Origin of the sequence: Paenibacillus oryzae, assembly GCF_001675045.1 — a bacterium.
GTDB lineage: Bacteria > Bacillota > Bacilli > Paenibacillales > Paenibacillaceae > Pristimantibacillus > Pristimantibacillus oryzae.
Window position 1 is genome coordinate 120,322 of the sequence record NZ_LYPA01000080.1, and the last position, 18,978, is coordinate 139,299.

The 18,978-nt window shown below is 49.4% G+C and carries 18 protein-coding genes; 12 read left to right on the forward strand and 6 right to left on the reverse strand.

Annotation, left to right across the window (positions count from 1 at the left end; genetic code table 11):
- Positions 1–16: 16 nt before the first annotated feature.
- The 4 genes from A7K91_RS24520 (at position 17) to A7K91_RS24535 (ending at position 4,594) form a co-directional block, all read left to right on the forward strand.
- Complete coding sequence (locus A7K91_RS24520) at positions 17–1,702, forward strand: vWA domain-containing protein (RefSeq protein WP_068687122.1); 1,686 nt, start codon at positions 17–19, stop codon at positions 1,700–1,702.
- 21 nt (positions 1,703–1,723) lie between these two features.
- Positions 1,724–2,863 carry a toxic anion resistance protein gene (locus A7K91_RS24525; protein WP_068687123.1) on the forward strand — a complete coding sequence of 380 codons (1,140 nt, stop codon included), beginning with the start codon at positions 1,724–1,726 and terminating at the stop codon, positions 2,861–2,863.
- A 96-nt stretch (positions 2,864–2,959) separates the two neighbouring features.
- The gene (locus A7K91_RS24530) at positions 2,960–3,667 is read left to right on the forward strand and encodes an alpha/beta fold hydrolase (RefSeq protein ID WP_082967731.1); all 708 of its coding nucleotides are present in this window, start codon (positions 2,960–2,962) and stop codon (positions 3,665–3,667) included.
- A 45-nt stretch (positions 3,668–3,712) separates the two neighbouring features.
- On the forward strand, positions 3,713–4,594 hold the full coding sequence (locus tag A7K91_RS24535) for an SMP-30/gluconolactonase/LRE family protein (RefSeq protein WP_068687124.1): 882 nt from the start codon (positions 3,713–3,715) through the stop codon (positions 4,592–4,594).
- A gap of 278 nt (positions 4,595–4,872) precedes the next feature.
- Here A7K91_RS24535 and A7K91_RS24540 read toward each other — a convergent pair whose 3' ends face one another.
- Positions 4,873–5,925 carry an LLM class flavin-dependent oxidoreductase gene (locus A7K91_RS24540; protein WP_068687376.1) on the reverse strand — a complete coding sequence of 351 codons (1,053 nt, stop codon included), beginning with the start codon at positions 5,923–5,925 and terminating at the stop codon, positions 4,873–4,875.
- A gap of 214 nt (positions 5,926–6,139) precedes the next feature.
- On the opposite strand from A7K91_RS24540, the gene A7K91_RS24545 reads away from it, so the two are divergent.
- The 5 genes from A7K91_RS24545 (at position 6,140) to A7K91_RS24570 (ending at position 10,443) form a co-directional block, all read left to right on the forward strand.
- Complete coding sequence (locus A7K91_RS24545) at positions 6,140–6,472, forward strand: PadR family transcriptional regulator (RefSeq protein ID WP_068687125.1); 333 nt, start codon at positions 6,140–6,142, stop codon at positions 6,470–6,472.
- A complete protein-coding gene (locus A7K91_RS24550; protein ID WP_068687126.1) occupies positions 6,469–7,878 on the forward strand; it encodes an FtsW/RodA/SpoVE family cell cycle protein in 1,410 nt (469 codons plus the stop codon). Before A7K91_RS24545 ends, A7K91_RS24550 begins: the two co-directional genes overlap by 4 nt.
- 164 nt (positions 7,879–8,042) lie before the next feature.
- A complete protein-coding gene (locus A7K91_RS24555) occupies positions 8,043–8,228 on the forward strand; it encodes a hypothetical protein (protein WP_068687127.1) in 186 nt (61 codons plus the stop codon).
- 482 nt (positions 8,229–8,710) lie between these two features.
- Entirely contained in the window at positions 8,711–9,043 is a 333-nt protein-coding gene (locus A7K91_RS24565) for a PadR family transcriptional regulator (protein WP_068687129.1), read from the forward strand.
- Positions 9,040–10,443 (forward strand): FtsW/RodA/SpoVE family cell cycle protein, encoded by a 1,404-nt coding sequence (locus tag A7K91_RS24570; RefSeq protein WP_068687130.1) that lies wholly within the window; start codon positions 9,040–9,042, stop codon positions 10,441–10,443. Before A7K91_RS24565 ends, A7K91_RS24570 begins: the two co-directional genes overlap by 4 nt.
- 108 nt (positions 10,444–10,551) lie before the next feature.
- Here the strand turns inward: A7K91_RS24570 and A7K91_RS24575 are convergent, their stop codons facing one another.
- The 3 genes from A7K91_RS24575 to A7K91_RS24585 all read right to left on the reverse strand — a co-directional run bounded on the left by A7K91_RS24575 (position 10,552) and on the right by A7K91_RS24585 (position 14,354).
- Positions 10,552–12,345, reverse strand: coding sequence for a SulP family inorganic anion transporter (locus tag A7K91_RS24575; protein ID WP_068687131.1), 1,794 nt, complete (start codon positions 12,343–12,345; stop codon positions 10,552–10,554).
- Between the two features lie 184 nt (positions 12,346–12,529).
- Positions 12,530–12,859, reverse strand: coding sequence for an ArsR/SmtB family transcription factor (locus tag A7K91_RS24580; protein ID WP_068687132.1), 330 nt, complete (start codon positions 12,857–12,859; stop codon positions 12,530–12,532).
- Positions 12,860–13,013: 154 nt separating this feature from the next.
- Positions 13,014–14,354, reverse strand: a complete 1,341-nt coding sequence (locus A7K91_RS24585; RefSeq protein ID WP_068687133.1) for a HEAT repeat domain-containing protein — start codon at positions 14,352–14,354, stop codon at positions 13,014–13,016.
- Positions 14,355–14,551: 197 nt separating this feature from the next.
- Here A7K91_RS24585 and A7K91_RS24590 point away from each other — a divergent pair, with 197 nt between their 5' ends.
- Genes A7K91_RS24590 through A7K91_RS24600 form a run of 3 tightly spaced genes read left to right on the forward strand, consistent with a single transcriptional unit; the run spans position 14,552 to position 17,396 of the window.
- Positions 14,552–15,229 (forward strand): TetR family transcriptional regulator, encoded by a 678-nt coding sequence (locus A7K91_RS24590; RefSeq protein WP_068687134.1) that lies wholly within the window; start codon positions 14,552–14,554, stop codon positions 15,227–15,229.
- Positions 15,230–15,267: 38 nt separating this feature from the next.
- Complete coding sequence (locus A7K91_RS24595) at positions 15,268–16,218, forward strand: ABC transporter ATP-binding protein (RefSeq protein WP_068687135.1); 951 nt, start codon at positions 15,268–15,270, stop codon at positions 16,216–16,218.
- Positions 16,215–17,396: an ABC transporter permease gene (locus tag A7K91_RS24600; protein WP_068687136.1), complete on the forward strand. Its 1,182-nt coding sequence runs from the start codon at positions 16,215–16,217 to the stop codon at positions 17,394–17,396. The genes A7K91_RS24595 and A7K91_RS24600 overlap by 4 nt, the downstream gene beginning before the upstream one ends.
- Positions 17,397–17,485: 89 nt before the next feature.
- On the opposite strand, the gene A7K91_RS24605 is transcribed toward A7K91_RS24600, so the two are convergent.
- Positions 17,486–18,334, reverse strand: a complete 849-nt coding sequence (locus tag A7K91_RS24605; RefSeq protein ID WP_068687377.1) for an SDR family oxidoreductase — start codon at positions 18,332–18,334, stop codon at positions 17,486–17,488.
- Between the two features lie 158 nt (positions 18,335–18,492).
- Entirely contained in the window at positions 18,493–18,957 is a 465-nt protein-coding gene (locus tag A7K91_RS24610; protein WP_068687378.1) for an Rrf2 family transcriptional regulator, read from the reverse strand.
- Between the last annotated feature and the right edge of the window lie 21 nt (positions 18,958–18,978).

Genomic DNA, 18,978 nt, shown 5'->3' on the forward strand with positions numbered 1-18,978 from the left:
AGGGGGAGTGCAATTCATGAAAAAGGGGAAAGCGATACTGGTCATGACACTGATTCTGGCAGCCGTATTCGGGGCGGTTTATTACGGAATCAATCTGACCTCCAATCTGGGCAAGTCCCAGACTCAGGTTTCGACAGAGGATGCCGCCAAAAGACTGGAAAAGCTATACAATAAAATTTCGGTGACGGTTGCCGAACCCATCAAGGGACAGATCGACCTTGATCCTGTATCGATTGCGGACTCGCTGCCGGACATCTCGAAGTTTCCGGTATCCGTTGAAAACTCAACAGGGGATTATGTCGAAATTTTTTCTTCCACTGAAAAATCGGGCACCGGTGTCGACGGCTGGCTGAACGAGGTTGCGGAGGAGTTTAATAAAGCGGGAATTACTGTAGACGGCAAGCCCGTATCCGTCAAAATTCGCAACATCGCTTCAGGCACGGCAGCTGATTTTATCCGCTCCGGCAAATATATTCCGGATGCCTTTACGCCTTCCAACGAGCTATGGGGCGAGATGGTTAAGGCGGAGGGCATTCCGGCGGAGCTTATTTCCAAACGATTAGTCGGCAACGTAACCGGCGTTGTGTCCACCAAAGCCAAATATGATGAGCTGATGGACAAATACGGCTCCATGAATATTAAAACCTTGACGGACGCCATTGCGGCAAACGAGCTGGCTATGGGCTATACGGATCCTTTTGCAAGCTCGACCGGCCTAAACTTCCTTGTTACGGCGCTTTCGACCTTCGACAGCTCCGATCTGCTGGGAGAAACGGCGATTGCGGGCTTCGAGAAATTCCAGGCCAACGTGCCGTTTATTGCATCCACGACGCTGCAAATGCGCGATGCCGCCAAAACGGGCATGCTGGACGCATTTGTTCTGGAGTATCAGACCTATGTCAACGCAGCCGATCTTAAAAGCGGCTATGTGTTCACCCCGTTTGGCGTAAGACATGACAGTCCGCTGTATACGCTCGGCGATTTGCCGCAGGGCAAGGTCGAAATTTTGAAGGAATTTGCGGCTTTTGTTGCTAGCGACAAATATCAGAAGCTGGGAACGGATAAAGGCTTTAACGGGCTGGAGGAATATTCCCCTGAGCTGGAAGCTCCCGACGGCGCCACTTTGGCTTCGGCCCAGAAGCTGTGGAAGGAGAAAAAAGACGGCAATAAGCCGATCGCGGCTGTGTTTGTCGCCGATGTCTCCGGCAGCATGGGAGGAGAGCCGCTTAACCGGCTGAAGGAGTCTCTGCTAAAAGGCCAGAAATATTTGGGGAGAGATAACCGAATCGGGTTTGTGTCATATTCCAGCAATGTCGCCATTAATCTGCCTATCGGCAAATACGACGCTAATCAGCAATCCATGTTTGTTGGAGCGATCAACAGCCTGCAGGCTGGCGGCGGAACCGCAACCTTTGACGGCATTGTTGTTGCCATGAAAATGCTGCAGGATGAATTGGCCGCCGATCCAAGCGTGAGGCCGCTTATCTTCGTGCTGAGCGACGGCGAAACCAACGAAGGGAACTCGCTCAACGATATTCGAAGCTTGATCGAAACCTACAAAATTCCGGTTTATACCATTGGCTACAACGCCAATATCAAAGCGCTGCAAAGCATTTCCAGCATTAACGAAGCGGCAAGCATCAATGCGGACACGGACGACGTCGTTTACAAAATCGGAAATTTGCTGAATGTACAAATGTAACTAATTGAAGGAGGGGCTGCAATGTCTTTTACAATGGAAGTGGTAAGTCCTGAAGTGATCAAAACGGCCATACAGGAAGAGGTAAAGCCGGATACGGAGGAAATGGCCCAGCTTAAAAAGCTTGCGGCGGGCAATGTCGCCTCCATTCTGGAGCTGGACGTGGAATCGCTGGATAAGCGCAGGGAAATTCTGCAATCCATCGACAGCTTCGGGTTAAATACGATGCGATCCTCCTCGGAAAAAAATTCGCTGCTCCAGGTTTCTGTAGGCAATTTGTCCAAGACGGGAGACGAAGGCGGAGCCGTGGCAAAAGGTTTGACCGAGCTTAATCTTCAGCTAAAGGATTTGGACCCTAGCGTCATTGATTTTGCAAAAACGGGGTTCCTGGGCAAATTTTTTAATCCGCTTCGCAATTATTTTGCCAAGTATCAGCGTGCGGATTCTGTCATTACCGATATTATCGTTTCTTTGGATAAAGGGAAAACGGTGCTGCGCAACGATAATACGACGCTGGAATTTGAGCAGCAGGCGCTGCGCGAGCTGACAAAAAAGCTGGAAAAGGAAATTCAGCTTGGTACGCTGATGGATACGGAGATCGAATCCCAAATCGAAGCGGCCCGGCTGCGCAACGAAACCTCCGACAAAATTCAGTTTATTACGGAGGAGGTGCTGTTCCCGCTGCGTCAGCGCGTCATGGATATGCAGCAGATGATGGTTGTTAATCAGCAGGGCATCATGGCGCTTGAGGTGGTCATGCGCAACAACAAGGAATTGATTCGCGGCGTAGACCGCGCCCGGAACGTAACCGTTTCTGCTCTGCGTATCGCCGTAACGGTAGCGAGCGCCCTATATAATCAGCAAATCGTGCTCAAAAAAATTGAAATGCTCAATAAAACAACGGATGCTCTTATTAGCGGAACCTCCCGCATGCTGAAGGAGCAGGGAGCCGCCATTCATAAGCAGTCCCTGGAATCCAGCATTTCGGTCGACACGCTCAAGCAAGCCTTTACCGATGTGTTGTCCGCATTTGAATCCATCAGCACCTACAAGCAGGAGGCCTTGCCAAAAATGCGCGACACCATAACGCAATTCAGGGAGCTGGCGGACACGGGCGAAGCCCACATTCAACGCCTGGAAAAAGGCAAAAAGCTGGGCCTGTAATTATTCGGACTTTATGATTTCAAGGAGATGTAAAAAATTACAATTCATTCTTCAGCCGTCACCTATACGGAATCATTTACTCAATGTGGCGGCAGCATGCTTTATAGCAAATATGTAAATAAGGGAACGCCAACCATTGTTTTTATAGCTGGATTAGGCGATAGCAGCGATACTTGGGAGGTTGTGCAATCCCGGCTCTCCCAAGAGTTTTCCACCTTTTCCTATGACAGGGCGGGAACGGGCAGGAGCCAATCGGTATCCGGCCCGCGAAGCTGCGTTGATTTGGCTGAGGAGCTTGCAGAGCTGCTTATAACGCTTGACGTACCGCATCCCTATATTCTGGCGGGCCATTCGTTTGGCGGGCTCATCGCGAGACTGTATGCCAGCCGGTATCCCCATCATGTATCAGGTCTGGTTCTTATTGATGCCGCTGCCGAATACAAGGAGCTTGCATATGAAGAGGTGCTGCCCGATAAGCTCCTTGCCCAAAACAAGGAAAACTATTCAAACCCGTTGATGAATCGTGAGAGAATCGACAAGCCGCTAAGCTATAAACAAGCGGCAGAATCCATACTGAAAAGTGATCTGGATATTGTCATCCTCATACGAGGTTTACCGGGTGGCGATAATGGCGAATGGCCATATGAAGAGATAATGAAAATAGATCAAAAGATGCAAGAGAATTTTCAGCGGCTTTCTACGTCAAGCAAATGCCGGATGGCCGCTGACAGCGATCATTATATACATCAGGATGAACCAAACATTGTTATTGAAGAGATTGCTGCCTTGATTAAAGGAGAATAGATCGCACAATGAGTGAAAAACTGCCTTGAAGAAGGAGCGACAAAAATGGGACAAAAAGCAGATTTGGTGCTGGACGTTAAATCGCAGCTGGGTGAAGGACCTCTTTGGCTGGCAGATCAAGGAATGTTGGCCTGGGTAGATATTGAGGGGCGCTGTATTGAATTTCTTCAGCTCGAAACCGGCGAACGCCGGAGTATTTCGGTTGGCGCGCGGATAGGAGCTGTGGTGGAATCGGAGGATGGGCGTCTGGTTTGCGCCCTGCAAAATGGCTTGCATTATTTGGACCCTGAAACGGAACAGCTTGAATTCATTGGAGACCCTGAGCAGGATCTGGAGGGCAATCGGTTTAATGACGGCAAATGTGATCCTGCTGGACGATTCTGGGCGGGTACTATGCCATTAAGCGGTCCCGAAGCTTCAGGCTCGTTGTACATGCTGGACAAGGACGGGGAAATACATAGGAAGGTGCAGGATATTCGCTGCTCCAACGGCCTGGGATGGAGCCTCGATGGAACCCGGATGTATTATATCGACACGCCAACGAGGCGGATTGATGTTTTTCATTATGACAGCGCTACCGGAGAAATAAGTGAAAGGCAGCCGCTGGTGGAGGTACCGTCCGAGCTTGGTTCCCCTGATGGCATGACAGTAGATGCGGAGGGCAAAATATGGCTGGCCCATTGGGGCGGCTCCTGCATCACCCGTTGGGACCCTGCAACCGGAAAACAGCTGGACAAGGTTGAGCTCCCGGTTTCGCAGGTCACCTCATGCGCTTTTGGCGGCAAAGATCTGGACGTGCTGTACATTACTTCGGCAAGAGTTGGGCTTAGCGAGGAAAAGCTTGCAAAGGAGCCTCTGGCGGGAGGGGTGTTCTCTTATATCCCCGGTGTAAAAGGGCTGCCTGCTTCGCGTTATAGCAGCAACTAAAGCCTCTGCAGCAGCAATAAGCCAACGCTCATCCCATCTCAAGGGGCTGACCAACTGATTAAGGCAGTGCAATAAACAAGGATTACCTCGTCGCGCAAGAATCTGAATGGATAGATAGACAGTGTGATGAAAATCGGCTAAAAGCGTAGTTTAAACCGCGCGAAACGCAAAAACAAGCGGCCTCCCCAAAGGGTTTGCCGCTTGTTTTTGTTTGCCCATTGCGATGCGTAAGGGCACTGCTGTGCGGAAGGGCGTTGCAATGGGCATTACTGGAGGGGTTAGTCTTGCTTGCTTTTATTTTTCTCCAATTCCTTGCGTACGATAGGAGCTACCTTTGTTCCCAGCAGCTCGATGGAGCGCAATACATCGCGATGTGGCATTGCGCCAACATCGACATGATGGAAGAAGCGGGTAAGGCCAAGGTTTTTGTGCAGCAAAATAATTTTTTCGGCAACGTATTCGGGATCGCCGAGATACAGCGCGCCGCGCAGACTGCGGGAGGAGTCGAATGCCGCCCGGTCATAATGAGGCCAGCCGCGCTCGCGGCCGATTGTGTTAAGCTGAACCTGATGATACGGGAAATACATATCTGCCGCTTCCTCGGTCGTGTCGGCGATAAAGCCGTGGGAGTGCGAGGCGATTTGCAGCTTCTCCGGATCATGTCCGGCTTGCTTGGCCGCTCTTTTGTAAAGGTCCACTAATTGGGCGAATCTTTCCGGCATACCCCCGATGATGGCGAATACGATAGGAAGTCCCAGCGTGCCGGCGCGAATAGCGGATTCCGGGTTGCCGCCGCTTGCGATCCATACGGGAAGCTGTTCCTGGACAGCCCGCGGATAAACACCCCGATTATTAATGGCAGGGCGGTGTCCGCCGCGCCAGGTTACCTTTTCATTATCCCGAACCTTAAGCAGCAGCTCCAGGTTTTGTTCAAATAATTCATCATAATGATCAAGACTATAGCCAAATAGCGGGAACGACTCGATAAAGGAACCGCGTCCTGCCATAATTTCTGCGCGTCCGTTGGAGATGCCGTCCAAGGTTGCATAGTTTTGATAAACGCGGACAGGGTCGGCCGAAGACAGCACGGTTACCGCGCTGGACAGCTTGATTCTGCTTGTGCGAGCTGCCGCAGCCGCGAGCACCATTTCCGGCGAGCTGGCTGCATAATCTTCCCGATGATGCTCGCCTATTCCATAAACGTCAAGCCCGGCTTGATCGGCTACAACAATTTCTTCTACGGCGTTGCGCAGCCGTTCCGCATGACTGATGCGCGCCCCTGTAACGGGATGTGGCGTTGTTTCCAAAAACGTGCTAATGCCCAGTTCCATCATGATTGACGCCTCCTTTTAATACATTCATTCTACTATAAAATATAATGTAAATCAACAATAGTAAGTTAATGAGTTTCAACAGATAGTGTAGTTCTTTGCCCATTTCCTGATTCTGAATAGTTTGCCTTGCAAGTCAAGCAATATTCCTATATACTTATACATAGATAATCGATGCATAGATTTGGGATGTAAATAGAAGGAGAGGTTAGTTTTGAAGATTAACAAGGAGTTAATGAAAGGCAGCACCGTTATTTTGATATTGTCACTGCTGGATCGGAAGGATATGTATGGCTATGAGATGACGAAAGAAATCGAGCTGAAATCGAAGGGTGTGTTTACGCTTAAGGAAGGCACGCTGTATCCTATCCTGCACACGCTTGAAGCAGAGCGGATGGTGGAGGCGTATTGGAACGAGGAGGGAGCAAGAAAAAGGAAATATTACAGGATTACAAACGAAGGACGTAAAGGACTTAAGGAAAAACAAGCGGAATGGAAGTTGTTCAGCTCAACCGTTAATGTGGTAATCGGGGAGGGCGGAGTATGATGAAAGACCATCTTCACCATCCACTTCAACATTCGCTTCAGAATCCTCTAGTCTCCGAGTTCCTGGATCGCGTTTGTCACGAAGTAAGGGCAAAAGAAATGCATACCGACATTAGGGAGGAATTGCTGGGCCATCTGTCTGATCGCGTTGAGCAGCTCGTTGATGTAGAAGGAAAAAGCCAAGAAGAAGCTATAGCGGAAGCGGTTAAACAAATGGGCAATCCGGTTGCCATTGGCGAAGGTTTACATAAGGTTCACCGTCCCAGGACGGATTGGGGTTTGTTGCTGCTTGTAGGGGCTATGGTGATCATTGCGGTTGTATCGCTGTTAACTCTTTCAGCCTCCTACGCCAACGATCCCTTAGGCGATTTGCTTTTTCCGTTTGCCACAAGAATAATTGGCGGTGCTGCGGGGATATCGGTTATGTTTGTTTTGGCATTTATTAATTACAGGAAGCTTCTTCGCTTTTCCACTGCATTATACATATTCACAATTGGATTGATGTTTATAAGCTTGTTATTCGGTGCGCAGATTAATGGCAGCAGAGAATGGATCGTTTTTGGGCCAGTTGGATTTAATGTTATCGCAGCTGCTCCTTATCTATTAATAATTGCGGCCGCTGGTATGCTTTATCACCCCAAAAGCATTCTTGGCATCAAAAATCTGAGTTCCGGAAAAATGGTTATGCTTAAAGAATTGGTGCTTTTGGTGTTAGTGCCTGTTTTTTTCTTTTCGATGGCTCCAAGTCTAGGCCAGTTGCTGATTTATTCATTGGGATTAGCCATTTTACTGGCTGTCTCGGGCAGGATTAAGCTGCTTTTGATCGCGGCTGGAAGTATGTGTATGCTAACCTTGCTTGTATTATGGACTGCGGGCAATCGCCTCATGTATGCCGGAGAAAGACTCACACACTTTCTTCAACCTGATTCAGATGCGGGTATTCCAACTAAACATTCTGTAGATGCTATTTCGTCGGCAGGAATGTGGGGAAAAGGCTGGGGTATTCCTACTGAACGATTAAACTTGCGTAATATCTCCAGCGAAATGCTATTTCCTTATCTGGTTCAATGCCTGGGCTGGGTGTTTGGCGCTGTTCTTGTTGTCATTGTGATTCTTTTTGTAGCCAGAATGATTTCGTTAGGAAGGCTGCTGCAGGATGGTTATGGCAAGATGCTGACAATAGGTTTGGCTGGCCTTTTTGGCGTAAAGTTTGTGTGGAATATAGTAATGTGCCTCGGTCTTTTACCTATTATTGGTTTTGAACTGCCTTTAATGAATTGGAGTTCCATCTCTATTATTGAATTTGGGTCAGTGGGTTTACTGCTGTCCATATACCGCAGAAAGGATATGATTCCAAGTGTCGAATTAACCCGACATAGCGGTGTTTTCACAAAGCAGCAAGGGTAATTTTCTGGACGATCCTGGCTGAAACGCAAATGGACAACACACCGCAAAACTGGTATAGTTGCCGTGACACACTTATGCTGTCCGAACTTGCGCTTTTATGAGCATACGGGCAGACGGAGAAGGGCAGCTATTATCGATTTTAGAGGCGGGAGTGTTGAAGCATCTTGAGAAGATATAATATTTGGCGTCCGATTATGCTGGTGGCAGTAGCGCTGCTGTCAAACAGCCTTGTAACGAATCTGTGTATGCTTTTTGGGATGGAGGCAGCCGCGGCTTCAAACGTTGGCTTTGTAGCCATGATTGCAGCGGCGTTCATTATGTACAGCCGTTTTCAAAAAAGGCGCAAATAAGCGGGATGATGCCTCAAAAGCGCAGCTTCAGGATGGAATAAGGGCCAATTGCTCTTTTCCGCCTTTGGCTTGCGCTTTTTTTGTATTCACTGATATTTGCTGGTCGTTGATGACCGTTAGAAGATGAAATGGCTGGATTTTCCTCGAACAACGGCCATGTTTGTCCTTTAGTGCTCCAAAATGGCGTGTACGAGCACAATTTTTGGGGCTTACGGACGCCAATGTCCTTTACAAACTGATATCCCGCCAAAAGAAGCCTCTAAAGGTCAGCGATGTCCGTAGAAATTGATCTGGTTTGGAATCCAGGTCAAAGTCCGGTCCAAAACCTGGCCCAAACCCAAACCCAAAACCCAGCCCAGAATCAAGGATGACAGAATTGATTTCTAAAAGGTCGCTCTTGCAAGTCAATCCACATTCCTATACACTTATACATAGATATTCGATGCATTGAATTAGAATGCAATTAGAGGGAGAGGTTGGTTTTGAAGATCAACAAAGAGTTAATGAAAGGCAGTACCGTTATATTGATTTTGTCATTGCTGGATCGGAAGGACATGTATGGCTACGAGATGACGAAGGAAATCGAGCTAAAATCAAATGGTGTGTTTACCCTCAAGGAAGGAACCTTGTATCCTATCCTGCACACGCTTGAGGCAGAACGGATGGTGGAGGCTTATTGGAACGAGGAAGGTAGAAGAAAGCGGAAGTATTATCGGATTACAAACGCAGGACGGAAAGGGCTAAAGGAAAAACAAGCCGAATGGAATTTGTTCAGCTCAACCGTTAATGTAGTGATCGGGGAGGGTGGAGTATGACAGAACGCCATATTCACAATCCACTTCAAAATTCACTTCAGAATCCTCATGTCTCCGAGTTTCTGGATAGCGTATGTCGCGAAGTAAGGGCCAAAGAAATGCATAGCGACATCAGAGAGGAATTGCTGGGTCATCTGGAGGATCGTGTAGAGCAACTTGTTGAGGCCGAGGGTAAAAGCGAGAAAGAAGCCATAGCCGAAGCAATCAAGCAAATGGGCAACCCGGTTGAAATTGGAGAAAGCTTACATAAGGTTCATCGTCCCAAAACCGATTGGGGCCTGCTTCTATTTGTTGGGGCCATAGTCATTATTGCAATTGTATCGTTATTGCTGCTCCATAGTACCTTACTCAACTCTAAGTGGGGCAATAATTTCGCGACTGTAAAAGCAATTATTGCTACCATAGCGATTGCGATAATGTTTTCAATAGCTTTTTTAAACTACAGAAGGCTGCTGCATTTATCCTCTTTGGTGTATATGCTTACCGTTGGTTTGATGCTTGCTAGCTTGATGTTTGGACCGCAAATTAATGGGATGAAAGGATGGCTCTTTATAGGTAGAATCATTTCATTTAATGTGAAAGATATGATTCCTTATCTTCTTATTATTGCGGCTGCCGGTATGATTCATCGTCAAAAAAGCCTCGGTAGCGGCAAAAGCTTTCCTGCTGACAAAAAACCGGTTGCTGAGATAATGATTTTATTTAAGGAGCTAGCTCTTTTTGTGTTAGTGCCCGGCTTTTTCTTTTTAGAGGTATATTCGTTGGTGCCGCTGCTGATTTATGCCATGGGCTTAACCATTTTATTGGCAGCCTCAGGCAGGTTCAAGCTCATTCTGGCGTTAACTGGAAGCTTGGCGGTGTTAACGGTGAAATTGGTATGGTTCCATGACGAACGATTTCCCTACATCGGTGAACGGCTAACGAGTTTTCTTTATCGTGATACAGATGCAGGTTATGCAACCAAACAATCTATAAATGCCATTTCTTCAGCAGGGTTATGGGGAAAAGGCTGGGGCATTCCGTCAGAGAGTCTCGCTTTGCCTTATTTCTACAGTGAAATGCTGTTTCCTTACCTGATTCATAGCTTGGGCTGGGTATTTGGCGCAGCCATCGTCAGCGTTGTGCTTTTGTTTGTGACCCGTATGATCAAAACGGGGATGAAGCTACGGGATGAATACGCAAAATTGTTGACCATTGGTTTGACAGGTTTGTTTGGTGTGCAATTTGTATGGAACTTCGTCATGTGTCTTGGTTTCTTGCCGATTATGGGCTTTTCGTTGCCATTGATCAACTTGACCTCTCTCTCGCTATTTGAATTTGCGGTCGTGGGGCTGCTATTGTCGATATTCCGTAGAAAAGATATGATGTCCAGCAGCCTGCAAGGCGAGCAAGCGGTGTGACTAATTGTCATCGCGGATGATGTAGTCTTTACAGCGGAGGCTGCACTTAAAAGTGACGTTTAAGGCAGCCCGGGATTTTGGCAGGACCGATTTGAACGGAACTTGATTTTAATAGGAGACGCCTTGACCCGACAAAGCAGCGGGCAGGGCGTTTTTGCCGTTTCTGGCTTCTGCCGATTGCAAATGCGTATCCCTTCCTCGACGCAGAGCAGAGCATTCGCGGAAGGCGTATTGGCTGCAGTTGCGGCAAGCGTCTCGATCTAGCTGCTGCAGGGCATAATCAATGGCGTCGCCGGTATGCGCAAAGAAATGCTCCTCGCCAATGCGCTCCAGCAGTCCCGTGCTGCGCAGCAGCTTGAGCGGCTGTTCCCTGACACGGGACAGCAAAAGCATGCCTCCTTTGTTAGCGAGCCGTTTCGATAAACGTTCAAGATCCGCTTCCCCCGTCATGTCGATAAAAGGAACCTTGCCCATCCGCAGCAGCAAAATTTTCGGCATTGGCTCCATTTTAGAGGAAACGGCTTCTTCAAAGCTGCCCGATGCTCCAAAAAACAAGGGGCCGTCGATCGTAAAAATGCCAATTTGCGGACAATCCTTTTCGCTGCCCACCATACCCGAAAGCACCTGTTTCAGTCTGGAGTCCTGGTCAGGCATCACCTTGTGAATTAATAGGGAACGGCCAGAACGTCTTACATGCAGCACCAATGCAATCAGCAAGCCCGCGGCTACCGCTGTAGTCAATTCCGTGAATACCGTCAGTACCAGCGTAACAATCAGCACAAGGGAGTCGCTGGAGCGCGCCTTCAATATACGTGCAACCTCCTTGCGTTCCGACATATTCCAGGCAACCAGCATTAGTATGGGAGCCATGCCGGATAGCGGGATATGGGAAGCAAGAGGCGCAAAAAGCACGACTACCAGCAGCACAACAACCCCGTGGATAATGCCGGACAAGGGTGAAACCGCACCGCTTTTAATATTGGTTGCCGTTCTGGCAATAGCGCCGGTGGCAGGAATTCCTCCAAACAATGGAGTGACCATATTGGCGATTCCTTGCCCCACCAGCTCGCGGTTGCTGTTGTGGCGGCCCCCCGTCATCCCATCCGCAACAACGGCGGATAGCAGCGACTCGATGCCTCCCAGCATCGCGATAATAAAAGCAGGCTGAATGAGAGAAATTAGCCGATCTGCTGTAATATCGGGAATTCTGAACTGGGGCAGCGCAGCCGATATTTCACCAAAAGAAGAGCCGATCGTCGCCACATCCCCTTTGAAAAAGAGAGCCGCTACAATAGTTGATGCCGCCAGCCCTACAAGCGCAGCCGGAATTTTTGGCCATATGCGCGGCAAAACAAGCACAACCGCGAGGCAAACGCCTCCGGTAAGCAGACTATAGAGGTTGAAGGTACCGATATGCTTGCCAATTTCGATCATATTGGGTAGAAAGCGTTCATGCTTTTCTATGCCGCTTAAGCCCAGGAAGTTAGCGATTTGTCCGCTGAAAATTAAAATGGCTATACCCGCCGTAAAGCCGATGGTGACGGGGCGGGGAATATACCGAATCAAGCTGCCAAGCCGCAGCAGCCCGATCACCACAAGGATAAAGCCGGCCATAAACCCGGCAATAAGCAGATTCTCATAGCCGTATTGCAAAATAATGCCTAATAAAACGGGAATAAAGGCGCCGGTTGGTCCGCCGATTTGAAAGCGGGAGCCTCCGAACAAGGAAATCAGGATACCGGCAATAATTGTTGTATAAAGGCCGTATTCCGGTTTTACTCCTGACGCTATCGCAAAACCCATGCCTAACGGGATCGCGATAATTCCGACAATCAAGCCGGAGATAGCGTCTTTGCGAAACGCGGCTCCGTGATACCCTTGAAATCTTCCGCTCCATTTCATGTTAGCAACCTTCTATCTATCTTAATATTTGATTATTTGAATATATAGACTAAGTTACTCCTAAGACCAGTGAATGTCAAAGACAATACAATGCGGCTTTTGATCAAAAAGGCTTGAATAAACAAAATAAACAAGGTGTTCCGCAAGATTGCTTACGGAAGCCCTTGTTTGGCGTCGATCACGATTACTTTCGCATTTCTTCAAGCAAAGAGATGGCGTCAACCAGATGGTTGTCGAATATTTGCTTGGCTACGGCAAGCAGGTCCTTGATCAGAGGGTCGCGCAGCGAATAAATGACGTTGGTGCCCTCCTTGATGCCGCTAACTACATTTTTGTTGCGAAGCACCGACAGCTGCTGGGATACAGCGGAACCCTCCGAGCCCAGAATGGCCTGCAGCTCGTTTACGTTCCGGTCGCCCTCGCTAAGCACCTCCAATATTCGGATGCGCATGGGATGTGCCAGCGCTTTGAAAAAATCGGCCTTGAATTGCTGTATGCTATTGTTTTGTCCCATAACACTTACTCTCCCGACCTTTAAACTTCTGAATATATGAATATCATAACACAATCAATGGAGGCACGGCATTACAATCGGTTTCCAGCGAGCCGAAAAGGAACGAAGCAGGTGGCAAAAAGGAGGTGCAGAAGCATCTCCTCATGCGGGCGATTCAAAGTGACCCTAGTTGCTTTCTCAGCAAGCCACGCACCTGTGTGAGCGATTCCGGAACCTCCTGCTCCATATGGGCAAGTGAATGAAATACAAAGGTTTGCAAAAGAGAGCTGATATTGGAGCGAACATATTCTTTGTTTGTTTTGTGCTTCTGCAGCAGCCCCTCAAATACATGGAGCAGTCTGGTTTCCTGTATTCCGTTAAGAGCCTGGAGAGCGCTTAGACGCACCATCATAACAGGGTCCTCCAGCGCTTCGATAAAGGAATCCATAACTTGAGCCTTTTCTTCTCCAGCCGCGCCACCAGCTTTGAATAACGCTTGCTGGCGGATTTCGCTATTGGAATGAGTGAAGAAGGGAACCATCAGCGAAAGCATGGGTTGACCCATATCGCTAAGGAGCATAGTCAGGAACCGAAAGGACTCCGGGTTGTTTTCATGGTGCAGCAGCGCAAGTAGCTCGTCTTTGAAACGGTGCTTCTCTTGGGGCATATACCATGTCAAACATTTCATCGCGGTTAGCCGGTCCTCTTCATCGGGACTGTGCAGCAGCACGCGGACAAGTCCCTCTGCCTGTGACGGGCAAAGCTTGGTTAACACCCGAAACGCATTTCGGCGAATTTCTCCTGAGCAAACGCGAAATTCCCCAATAAGAAAAATAACCGATTCTTCGGCAAGATGCGGCAGCTTGAGCATGCCTTGCAATGCCTCGGAGCGGGTTTTTTCGTCTGTCGCAGAGCGGTACAGCGCGGTCAGCTCCAGATCGTTGCCGCCCCGGCTCATGCCAAACCAGGCATCCTCGTAGCTCGCTATCGTCTCGTCCAGCCAGCGTTCGTACCAGTTCAGAAAGTGTTCCTCATAGGTCATGAACGATTGTCCGTCGTCCATATTTATATACAGCACCTTGCCCCGATGCTCGCCCGTCACAACCAGCATCATCTCATAGGAGCAGCCTTGCGTGCCGATGTTGATTAGCCCTGGGCAGCTCTCCGTTTCGTCAGTCGCAGAACCTTCGCAGTCTGTTGATTGGGCGTTCTCCCCCATAAGGAATGGTTTGTAGGGCTCGCCAATCAGATCCAGCTCGATGGCTTGCTCCTCCCCAAGCGCATATAGGCCATAATACGGTCCCGCACCGCCATTTCCCAATTCGGTCAAAAACATCGCATAACCTTCAGGCAAGACGATGCCGTGCTCTCTCTCGAAGGCGTGAAGCTTTTCAACGGGCAGCGGGGCATTTAATTGGTACTTGTGCGAGTAAGCTCCAAACACAGCCAGTGCGGAATCTCTCTTTTTTGCGCGCTCAAGCTTTTGTCGTATCGTATTTAATTGGTCCTTCAACATACTGCGGTACCTCCGTGTTTCGGCGTTCTTCATTCATTGAACCAAATGGTACCATAATTCCGGGGTCGATTGAAAATGTGTATTATTGGTGAATGCGTGCTTTGGAGGCTTAATAAGAATTGACGATAATAAGGAAGACATTTACAATTATATTAATCTGACTGGTCAAAATAAAAATGGAATAGAGGAGGAAGAGCATGCCAAAGGTTGGGGTGGAGCCGTTTCGAAGAGCTGCGGTCGTGAATGCGGCTCTCGCTTGCATTTGCGAAAAAGGAACGGAACGAATAACGCTGGACATGGTCGCGGAGAAAGCGGGCTGTTCCAAAGGAGTAGTAGCGTACTATTTTAAAAATAAAAAAGGGCTTGTGCTGGAAAGCCTAAAGGCGTTTTTTTCATATTATGGAACAAAAATCGGACATGATATTTCTCCGGGGATGAAGTCTGCGGAAATGCTGCGAATCATTGTAGACCACTCCTTGCCGGCTTTAGGGGTTGCGGAAGAACAGCATCGGCCGCTGAATGTCAGCGATCTGGAGGGAGCAGAGAGGATGGCTATGTCGGCAGAGGAGAAGGCGCGTTTGTTTATCCAATTTTTCGGTCTTGCGATGACGGACCAGGATGCCCGGGATGCTATCCGGGACATTTACGGCAAGGACATTGAAGGCATCTCGCAGCTCATTTTATACGCAACCCAGAGAGGCGAGTTTGAGGAAGAACGCAGCCTGGAGAAGTCTCGGGAGTCCGCTTACGGCCTGCTTGCCCTGTTGGTTGGCTTGAGCGTAATGCGCGTAACGGATGTGATGCCTCCCGGTGCTGTCGATAACCGGACTATCGCGCTGACGTACATCGAAGAACTGCTCCAAGAAGGGAAATAAACGGAGTGCGGGCGCTCCTGCACAGATGGAGGGATGGCATGGAAGGCCAAGGACGGGAGACGTTCGCACTTGAACTGGATGGGATCGTTAAGCGCTACGGCAATCTTATTGCAGTGGACGGCATCTCGCTTCGTATCGCGAAACGGCAGCTGTATGCCGTATTGGGGCCAAACGGAGCGGGAAAAAGCACATTGATTTCCATAGCGATGGGACTTGTCAAAGCCGATAGCGGCCATGTGCGACTAAACGGAGCAAGCGAGGCGGCTGGTTTAAGCCAAGTCGGATTGTGCCCCCAGGAGCTGGTTATCTGGGAGGGATTGACCGTTTGGGAGCAGCTTTTATTTATGGGCTCCATGCATGGGGTACAGCGAACAATTGCGCGTCGTAGAGCGGATGAGCTGCTGGAGGCACTTGGATTGATGGACAAAAAGCGGGTAATGGCATCCGCATTGTCGGGAGGCATGAAACGCCGGCTGAATATAATGCTGGCTTTAATGCATGACCCGTCAGTAGTTATTTTGGATGAACCTCATGCCGGGCTTGACCCTCAAAGCCGAATTTGGGTCAGAGATTTCTTAAAGAACCTTTCCGCAGACAAAACGGTGATTGTGACGACGCATGATATGGAGGAAACGGAGAAAATAGCGGATCGTGCCGTCATTATCGATCGCGGCCGAGTGTTGGCGGAGGATACGCCGTCCAATCTGATTCGGAGCGTCTATCCGGCGCACCTACTGGAGCTTTCGCTTGACGGATACGGCTCTCAGGCCGAGGAGATAACCAAGCTTCTAGCCGCCGGATTTCCGGGGCTGATGCAACAGGGCAGGATGTTGCGGGCCGAAAGCGACAACCCTCTCCGATTGGCGGGGCAAATCAGGGAACGGCTGACATTGGCCGGAATACGGGATGGGAACGGAGAGATTCGGATACGCAATGCCAATCTGGAGGATGTGTTTATTGCCATGACGGGAAGGGGGCTGCGGGAATGAGATTTTTGGTCTACACCCGCAAAACCTTGCTGGAAACGGCGAGGGATTGGAAGCTTCTCGTGTTTACGCTGCTGTTTGCTCCATGCTTTGTGTTTATTTTGTATGGAGCCTACGGGGGCGGTAATCCCGCCTTTAATATTGCCGTATACAATTTGGATCGACAAGCTGGAGGCAGTCATGGAGCCGGGATTGTGCAAGCGCTGAAGGAGGCCGCTTATTCAAACGGCGATCCCCAATTCAGAATTGTTCTTCATGAATCGGGCTCGGAAGCCGACTCGTTATCGCTGGATTCATCTATCAAAAAATTGGAGAAACGCAAGCTGGATGCTGTTCTGGTACTGACAGGCGACACGAGCAAAGTAATTCAAACTGCGGCAGTGTGCGAAAGAGCAGGGGTACTGCAAGCGCCGTACCATATATATGGCGATCCGCTCAACGGCAGGTACGCGCTGGCGGCTATTTACGCGGCTGCGGAAGTGGACAGGTATGTTCAGAAAATGACCCCTATACGTCTCCCTCTGACATTGGATGAACAATTTGTGGGCTCGGGCGTGTCCCTGAGCGATTTTGACCAGTTGATGCCGGGGCTGCTGGTTTTGTCTCTCCTTAATGTCCTTTTTACTGCCGGCGCGTCATTTATTAAAGAAATCGAAAAAGGCACGATGCTCAGACTGAATTTGTCGCTGCTTCGACCCCGGGAGATGATTGGCGGCATAAGCCTGATCCAGCTGCTGCTGGGGCTGGCTTCCTTTGCCTTGACCTTAAGCGCGGCGCGAATTTGCGGCTTCGAGTGGAGGGGGAGCGTTGTTGCCGTACTGCTTGTAGCCGCTGTTTCGTTGCTGGCCGTGCTTGGTCTTGCTTTAATTTCCGTAAGCTTTATGTCTTCCGTTTTTGATGTAATGACGGTGGGGATGGTTCCTTATTTTCTGGTTATGTTTTTTGCAGGCCTATTTTTCCCGTTGACGGCCATCGAGCTGTTTTCCATCGGAGACTCAGCTTTTCGGCTAAACGATATTCTTCCGTTGTCTCTATCTGTATCGGCCTTGAATCAAGCTTTGTTTTTTGAGAGAGGCGTTTATGAGATCCATATGGAGCTGCTGGGAAATCTGATTGTGGCCTGTCTTTACTTCGGGGCGGGTTTATGGCTGTTCCGCCGGAGGCATATGACATCCCGATAGTAGGAGATTTGGCCGGAGAAAGAAAAAATCGCAATTCCCAGGTTGGAACAACCCGAAATTGCGATTTTTGCGGCATGCCTGCTCCGGAATTAACCAATCAAGGCTGCGATGACTTCAGCCAGCGGCTGCTGAGGACGTCCAAGCAGTTTTTCCAGGTCATTGCTTTCAACGGACAAGGCGCCTTCGCGCATAGCCGTTTGGAAGCCGGTGACGAATGCTGCGGCGCCTTCCGGCAGGCCCAGCCCAACCAGCATTTTGGCATAAGCGGCGTCATCCAGGTTTTGGGCCTGAACCTCTTTGCCTGATACGGAAGATACGATCGCGGCCAGCTCATCGTGGCTGATCAATTTGCCGGAAAGCTCGTATACGGCGTTTTCGTGTCCTTGGCCTGCCAAAACTGCTGCAGCGGCATGCGCGTAATCGCGGCGGGCAGCCCAGCCGATTTTCGCTGCGCCGGAGGCATGGACGATAGGAGCGCCTTGGGCTGTTGCTTTGATGCCGTCCGCTTCATTTTCGATATACCAGTTGTTGCGGAGAAAGGCATAAGGAATGCCGGATGCCTGAATGTACGCCTCGGTTGCCTTATGGTCGGCCGCAAGGCTCAGCGAGCTGTTTGGCGCATTGGCGACACTGGTGTAGGCGATAAAGGAAACGCCTGCTTTTTTGGCGGCGTCCACCGCATTTTTGTGCTGCTGTAGTCGCTCGGCTTCTGTCCCCGAAACGATCAGGATTCGCTCCACTCCGGCAAAAGCCTTCTCCAATGACTCGGGGCTGCTGTAATCGCCCTGGCGGACGTCGATGCCTTTTGCTTTTAAGTGCGCAGCCTTCTCCGGATTGCGGACGCTAACCGCTACTTGCTCCGCAGGGACCAGCTCAAGCAATCTTTCTACAACCAATGCGCCTAATTGACCTGTTGCTCCAGTTACCAAAATAGTCATTATAAATGCCTCCCAAAATGTAATTGATTTCTTTATAACCGTTATAACAATATTGATTACAACGATGGCCAAAAAAATGCTCATGGGGATGTGCGATCAAAAGGCTTCGCTTCCTATGAACAAATTTTTTAGGTTTTTAGCTTGCTCGGCTTGCTTCATTATCCAATGCTCTCGTTTTGCGGGTCATCGGCAGAAATTTTAATCTCCGCATGGGCTGCATCCATCATCTGCTTGATCGTGGTCCGGGCGAGACGCTGCTCCATAGCCTGCTGGGCTTCAGCAAGCTCGCGCCGCAAAGAGCTCTCCATCGTTCGGCCGACGGGACAAGCCAGATTGGGTTCCTTATGAAAATTGAATAATTGACTATCCTGGGTGACGCCCACCGCACGGTAAACATCCAGCAGCGTAATATCCTCCGGTTCCTTTAGCAAAATAGAACCTCCAACTCCTGGGCGGACCTGAATCAATCCCGCTTTTTTGAGCATGGACATAATGCGCCGGATAATGACGGGATTGGTATTTGCGCTATCGGCAATCATATCGCCAGTGCATTCCGAGGGCATGACGGCAATCAGTGAAAGCGTATGGACAGCTAGAGAAAACCGGCTGCTGATTTGTTTCATTGTAATCACCACCGTTGTAAT